The 6,330-nt window shown below is 64.3% G+C and carries 5 protein-coding genes and 1 pseudogene; 5 read left to right on the top strand and 1 reads right to left on the bottom strand.

Annotated elements, in window-relative coordinates; genetic code table 11:
• The 3 genes and pseudogenes from B3V69_RS20480 to B3V69_RS20470 all read left to right on the top strand — a co-directional run.
• Positions 1–255: pseudogene (locus tag B3V69_RS20480) on the top strand (aminoglycoside phosphotransferase); the annotation flags it as partial.
• Positions 256–323: 68 nt separating this feature from the next.
• Positions 324–1,088 carry a 16S rRNA (uracil(1498)-N(3))-methyltransferase gene (locus B3V69_RS20475; protein ID WP_296449613.1) on the top strand — a complete coding sequence of 255 codons (765 nt, stop codon included), beginning with the start codon at positions 324–326 and terminating at the stop codon, positions 1,086–1,088.
• Positions 1,089–1,143: 55 nt separating this feature from the next.
• Positions 1,144–2,343 (top strand): HD-GYP domain-containing protein, encoded by a 1,200-nt coding sequence (locus tag B3V69_RS20470; RefSeq protein ID WP_296449610.1) that lies wholly within the window; start codon positions 1,144–1,146, stop codon positions 2,341–2,343.
• A 12-nt stretch (positions 2,344–2,355) separates the two neighbouring features.
• Here B3V69_RS20470 and B3V69_RS20465 read toward each other — a convergent pair whose 3' ends face one another.
• Entirely contained in the window at positions 2,356–3,642 is a 1,287-nt protein-coding gene (locus B3V69_RS20465; RefSeq protein WP_296449606.1) for an acyl-CoA dehydrogenase family protein, read from the bottom strand.
• Between the two features lie 296 nt (positions 3,643–3,938).
• Here B3V69_RS20465 and B3V69_RS20460 point away from each other — a divergent pair, with 296 nt between their 5' ends.
• Positions 3,939–5,120: an acyl-CoA dehydrogenase family protein gene (locus B3V69_RS20460; protein ID WP_296449603.1), complete on the top strand. Its 1,182-nt coding sequence runs from the start codon at positions 3,939–3,941 to the stop codon at positions 5,118–5,120.
• A 13-nt stretch (positions 5,121–5,133) separates the two neighbouring features.
• Positions 5,134–6,270, top strand: coding sequence for an acyl-CoA dehydrogenase family protein (locus tag B3V69_RS20455; protein ID WP_296449601.1), 1,137 nt, complete (start codon positions 5,134–5,136; stop codon positions 6,268–6,270).
• Positions 6,271–6,330: the final 60 nt, after the last annotated feature.

The raw sequence follows: 6,330 nt of genomic DNA, 5'->3' as shown, positions 1-6,330 counted from the left end.
GTGGGCGACGACTTTGGCGAGTTTTACCGCGGTGTCGAATGGATGGGTCTGCAGCGGCACCTGAAAGTGGCCGGTATTTTTGCCCGCCTCACGCTGCGCGACGGCAAGCCCCAGTACCTGGCGGATACGCCGCGCTTTATCCGCTACATGCGCGCCACCTGCGAGCGCTACCGCGAACTCAAACCGCTGCTGCGCCTGATCGAGCGCGTCGAGGGCATCGAAGTCGCCAACGGCTACGCCTTCGGCAGGGTTTGAACAAATTAGTGCTCTAGCCCCCGTAAAACATGCGTCAGCAGCTATTAATAGCATAGCAACCACCTTTCATGCCCCGTTTTTACTGCCCCACACACCTCATCCCGGGTGAGCTGCTGGACCTGCCCGCCAGCGCCGCGCGCCATGTCCAGGTGCTGCGCCTGCAGCCGGGCGACAGCATCACCTTGTTCAATGGTGGGCCGGGAGGGGCGGGAGCGGCTGGCGAGCGCGCCCTCGGCGGCGAGTTCGAGGCCACCGTCACGCGCATGGGGCGCAGCGACGTGCAGGTGCAGATCGGCAGCCACCACCCGGTTGAACGCGAAGCCCGACGCGCGGTGCACCTGGTCGTCGGCATGCCCGCCAACGACCGCATGGACTGGCTGGTGGAGAAAGCCACCGAGCTGGGCGTGGCCAGCATCCAGCCCCTGATGACCGAGCGCAGCGTGTTGCGACTGTCCGGCGAACGGGCCGGGAAAAAAGTGGCGCACTGGCAAAGCGTGGCCGTGGCGGCGTGCGAGCAATGCGGCGGCAACCGGGTGCCCCAAATGCATGAGGTCATGGGTTTTGCGGCGTGGACCAAGGCGCAGTCCGCTGCCAGAACGGGCCAGGCCCTGCTGCTGTCGCTGCGTCCGGGTACACCAGGCTTGCGGGACGCCGTCAGCGCCCTGGGCAACCCGGCCGCGGCCATCACCTTTCTGTCAGGCCCCGAGGGCGGCTTGAGCAGCGCCGAGGAAGACACGGCCCTGGCCTGCGGCTTTGCGCCGGTCACGCTCGGGCCCCGTGTGCTGCGGGCCGAGACGGCGGCCTTGTGCGCCTTGGCGGCCTTGCTGGTGTAGATGCCGATTTCTTGATCTGCCCTATTCGGCCCTTCGTTCATAATCGGCCACCGATATGAAGCTTGTTCGAATTCAACCCGAAGCCATCGTTCTGGGACAGCCCCTGCCTCACGCCTTGCGCACGGAGGACGGGTCTTTGCTGGCCAGCAAGGGCTATGTGATCCGGAATCGACCCGAACTCGACATGCTGCATGAAAAGCGGGCGATTTTCATCGAACTCCCGTCCGCCATCAGCCGCGCCGCCGGCGCACGACTGAACGCCTTGCTGAACCAGGACACCACGCTGGGCGAAATTGCGGAATCCGATCTGGCCGAGCTGAAGCCACTGCGCAGCAGCAGCGTGCCAGAGCGCGACGACCGGATCGACTGGCAGTCCATGCAGTTGCGCGCCAACTGGGTGCTTCGGGATGTGAACAGCCCGGAGGCGATGCTGCGGCTGCGCCAGCTGCAGCACGATCTGTCGCGCCAGGTTTTGCGCCATCCCGACGCGTCCTTGCTGGCGCTGATTCACCTGTCCGCCACTGACACCGAGCTTTACAGCGCCACCCACGCGCTGCTGGTCAGCACCATGTGCATGCTGGCGGCGCGCGATGTACTGGGCTGGGACGAAGAGCACCAACACATCCTGGGCAACGCGGCGCTGACCATGAACTTCGCCATGACGGAGATGCAGGATCAGCTGGCCAAGCAGAAGCAACCGCCCAGCAGCGAGCAAAAAGAAGTGATTGACCAGCACGCGGAGGTCTCGGTGCAACTGTTGCAGCAGCTGGGCGTGACCGACAGCCGCTGGCTGGATGCGGTGTTTCATCACCACAGCGCACCCTCGGGTCCCCTGAAGGGCCGCGACATCCAACTGCAGATGGCGCGCCTGATTCAGCGGGCCGATGTGTTTTCAGCCCGCCTGGCCCCGCGTGCCGCGCGGGCCGGCATGACCACGCCATCGGCCTTGCAGGCGGCATATTTTGACGAAAAACGCCAGGTCGACGAGGCCGGCGCCGCGCTGGTCAAAGTGGTCGGCATCTACCCGCCCGGATCATTTGTGAGACTGGTCAACAACGAAGTGGCGGTCGTCGTCAAACGCGGCGCCAACACCACCACACCCAAGGTGGCGGTGCTGGTCAACAAAGCAGGCATCCCCACCGGCGAGCCGATTGTGCGTCTCACCGGCCTGTCAGACTACCGCATCAGCGCCAGCCTGCCGCAGGGCGACGTCAAGGTTCATTTTGACCTGAACCGGATGCTGTTGCTGGTCTAGTCGGCGATCCCGCTAGCGGATGCGCGGCTCGGCCAGCAGTTGCTCCGGCAGCGTGAAATAGGCGGATGTCGCACCCCGACACAAGCGCGCCTGGTCCAGCTCGTGGCGGGCCACGGTGCGCAAGTGCACTTCATCCGGCCCATCGAGCAAGTGCAGGGCACGGCCCCAGGTCCAGAAGTAGGCCAGCGGGGTATCCGGCGACAGCCCCATGGCACCAAACACCTGCATGGCGCGGTTGACCACGCGCGTCTGCAGCCGGGCCGCCACCACCTTGATGGCGGACACATCGACCCGGGCCTGCGTGCGCTCCTTGGCAAGCTCACCCTGGTCCAGCCGCCAAGCGGCGCGCAACACCAGCAAACGGGCCTGATCGATTTCCAGGCGCGACTCGGCAATCCACTCCTGCACGTTGGCGAAGTCGGCCAGGTACTTGCCAAAGGCGTGACGTTCCAGCGTGCGGTCGCACATCAAGGCGAGCGCCAGTTCACACTGACCGATGGTGCGCATGCAATGGTGAATGCGCCCTGGCCCCAGGCGCGCCTGCGCCATGGCAAAACCGGCGCCCTCCTGGCCCAGCAGATTCGTCAGTGGCACGTGCACGTCACGGAACACAATTTCGCAATGCCCCTCGGGCGAGTGGTGCTGCATGATCGGAATATTGCGCACCAGCGTGACGCCGGGGCTGTCCATGGGCACCAGCACCATGCTGTGTTGCGCATGTTTGCCGGCCTCATCGTCGCCGCTGCGGCACATCACGATCAGCAACTTGCAGTTCGGGTGGGAGGCCCCGGTAATGAACCATTTGCGGCCATTGAGCACCAGCTGATCGCCCTCATGGCAAACCCGGGTCTGCAAGTTGGTCGGGTCCGATGAGGCCACGTCGGGCTCGGACATGGCAAACGCGGAGCGCATCTCACCGTCCAGCAAGGGGCGCAACCAGCGCTGGTTTTGTGCGGGCGTGGCAAACAGGTGCAACAGCTCCATGTTGCCGGTGTCGGGCGCGCTGCAGTTGAACACCTCCGAGGCCCACGGCAGCCGCCCCATGATTTCGGCCAGCGGTGCGTAGTCCAGGTTGCTCAGCCGCTCGCCGGGCTCGTCGTCGTGCAGACCGGGCAAAAAAAGGTTCCACAGGCCTTCCGACTTGGCCAGCGCCTTGAGATCCTCCATGAAGGGGGGCGGAAAGACACCTTCAGCCACCGAGCGATGCCAGGCGCCGTTGTAAGGCAACACATAACGGTCGATGAAGTCTTCCAGGCGCTGGCGCAGCGCCTGCACTTTGGGCGAATACTCGAAATCCATAGCCTGCCTTTCTGGTGAGACAACGATCCGGGTAGCGCGGCGGCGCAACGCTGGTGCGCCAAGCCGATCGCGGAAATCGCCATCACAAGCCCAGAGTTTGCCAAACCTGGCCTGCTTTGGCTGTCACCTCGGCGCTTATCTGCTTGGCGGAAGGCGATCGTGCTGAATCCGCGCCATGGTTGCCTACGTGACAGCGTGTTGCAACATCGGTGGCTACCATTGTCAGCTTGCGCGCCCGGGTGGGCAACGCCCCATCGGCGCAACGCAACATGATTTGCACGTCAGGAGATATCCCCATGGACTTGAGTTATTCCACTGAAGAACAGGCCTTTCGAAACGAAGTCCGCACCTGGCTGGCAGGCAATCTGCCGGCCGACATCCGCGACAAGGTCACCCAATACAAGCACCTCTCGCGTGATGACTACATGCGCTGGCACAAGATCCTGGCCGCCAAGGGTTGGGCCGTGCCACACTGGCCAACCGAATGGGGCGGCACGGGTTGGGACATCACCCAGCGCTACATTTTTGACGGCGAGTCCGGCCTGGCCGGCGCGCCAGCGCTGCCCTCTTTCGGGCCCCAGATGTGCGCTGCGGTTTTGCTGCGCTTTGGTACCGACGCGCAAAAGAACCGTTTCCTGCCGCGCATTCGTGACGGCGAGGACTTCTGGGTGCAGGGCTACTCGGAGCCGGGCGCCGGTTCTGACCTGGCGGCGCTGAAGACGCGCGCCGAGCGCCACGGCGACCACTACCTGGTCAACGGTCAGAAGATATGGACCACGCTGGCCCATTACGGTGACTGGATCTTCTGCCTGGTGCGTACCGATACGAGCGCCGAAAAACGCCAGGAAGGCATCAGCTTCCTGCTGATCGACATGAAGACCCCGGGCATCACCGTGCGCCCCCTCATCCTGATGGACGGCAGCCACGAAGTCAACGAGGTGTTCTTCGAAGACGTCAAGGTGCCGGTGGAAAACCTGGTGCACGAGGAGAACAAGGGCTGGACCGTGGCCAAGTACCTGCTGGGTCACGAGCGCCTGGGCAGTGCCAGCGTTGGCGGCTTGCAGCGCGAACTGGCGGCCTTGCGCGCGCTGGCCGGACGTGAACTGAAAAACGGCCGTCCCTTGATCGAAGACCCGCGTTTCCGCGACCGCCTCTCCCACATCGAGATCGACCTCGCGGCCCAGGAACTGATGGGTATGCGTTTTCTGGACAAGATGCGCAAGACCGGCCAGCCGCCAGGTGCGGACGTGTCGATGCTCAAGCTGCGCGGCAGCGAGATTCAGCAGGCGATCACAGAGCTGATGATGCAGGCGGTCGGCCCGAACGCACAACCTTTTGTGGCGATCGAAGGCGGTGCGGTTGATCCCTTGCAATCACGCCTCTCGCCGCGCTACTTCAACTACCGCAAGGCCAGCATCTACGCCGGCTCCAACGAAATCCAGCGCAACATCATTGCCAAGATGACGCTCGGGCTTTAACAAGGAAAACGACATGGATTTCGAATACAACGAAGAACAGCAGTTGCTTGCCGACTCGGTGAGCAAGTACCTCGCCAAGGCGTACGACTTTGAGTCGCGCAAGCAGGCGATCAACTCCAGCGCTGGCTTCAGCGAAGCGGCCTGGTCGACCTTTGCCGAAATGGGTCTGACGGCCATTCCCTTCGCGCAGGCCGACGGTGGCTTCGGCGGCGGCGCCGTTGACATGATGGCGGCGATGGAAGCCTTTGGCGAGGCGCTGGTGATCGAGCCGCTGCTCGATCACATCGCGCTGGCCACTCGCCTGGTCGCCCACGCGGGCTCCGAGGCGCAACGCGCAGCGGTTCTGCCGGCCCTGATCGACGGTAGCCGCAAGGCGACCTTCGCCTATCTGGAGCGCGGCCAACGTTACGCGCTGGACCCGACGACGACCAGCGCCACCCGCAGTGGTGCGCAATGGAAGCTCGACGGCGAAAAAATGGTGGTGATCGGCGCGCCGCTGGCCGATGTACTGGTCGTCTCCGCCCGCACCGGTGGGGGTGCGAGTCTGTTTCTGGTCGATCGCACGGCGCCGGGCGTCAGCGTCAGCGCTTATCGCACGGTCGACGGTCAACGCGCCGGTGACGTAACGTTGACCGGCGTCATGGTCGGCGCCGACGCCTTGCTCGGTGGCGAGGGCAGCGCACTTCCCTGGATTGAAGAGGCGGTGGATTTCGCGACCGCGCTGCTGTGCGCGGAGGCCGTTGGCGCGATGAAATCGGCCACTGATGCAACGCTCGACTACCTCAAGACGCGCAAGCAGTTTGGCGCGCCGATCGGCGCCTTCCAGGCCCTGCAGCACCGCATGGTGGACATGTACATTGCCGGCGAACAAGCACGCTCCATGGCGATACTGGCCGCCTGCCGCGTGGATGCCGCCGCCAGCTCCCTAGAGCCGGCCGCCGCTGCCACACGCAAGGCCGCGATCTCGTCGGCCAAGGTCAGCATCGCTGACGCGGCGCGCCTGATCAGCCAGGAATCGGTGCAGTTGCACGGTGGCATGGGCATGACCGAGGAGATGAAGGTGTCGCACACCTTCCGTCGCCTCACGGTGCTCACGCAACGTTTTGGCGACGCCGACCACCATCTGGAGCGCTACGCTGCGCTGACCTGAGAGGCGGCGGCGTGCATGGGACAGAACCCTCCTGCTCAGAATTGACAGGAGGTCACTGCC

The sequence above is a fragment of the Rhodoferax sp. UBA5149 genome, assembly GCF_002413825.1.
In the GTDB taxonomy this organism is placed as follows: domain Bacteria; phylum Pseudomonadota; class Gammaproteobacteria; order Burkholderiales; family Burkholderiaceae_C; genus Rhodoferax.
Note: the sequence above shows the minus strand (reverse complement) of the source record. Positions and strands in the feature narration are given on the sequence as shown.

Coding starts and splice junctions, on each gene's coding strand:
- B3V69_RS20470 (WP_296449610.1), top strand. CDS start 1,144: ATGAAGCTTGTTCGAATTCAACCCGAAGCCATCGTTCTGGGACAGCCC.
- B3V69_RS20460 (WP_296449603.1), top strand. CDS start 3,939: ATGGACTTGAGTTATTCCACTGAAGAACAGGCCTTTCGAAACGAAGTC.
- B3V69_RS20455 (WP_296449601.1), top strand. CDS start 5,134: ATGGATTTCGAATACAACGAAGAACAGCAGTTGCTTGCCGACTCGGTG.
- B3V69_RS20465 (WP_296449606.1), bottom strand. CDS start 3,642: ATGGATTTCGAGTATTCGCCCAAAGTGCAGGCGCTGCGCCAGCGCCTG.
- B3V69_RS20475 (WP_296449613.1), top strand. CDS start 324: ATGCCCCGTTTTTACTGCCCCACACACCTCATCCCGGGTGAGCTGCTG.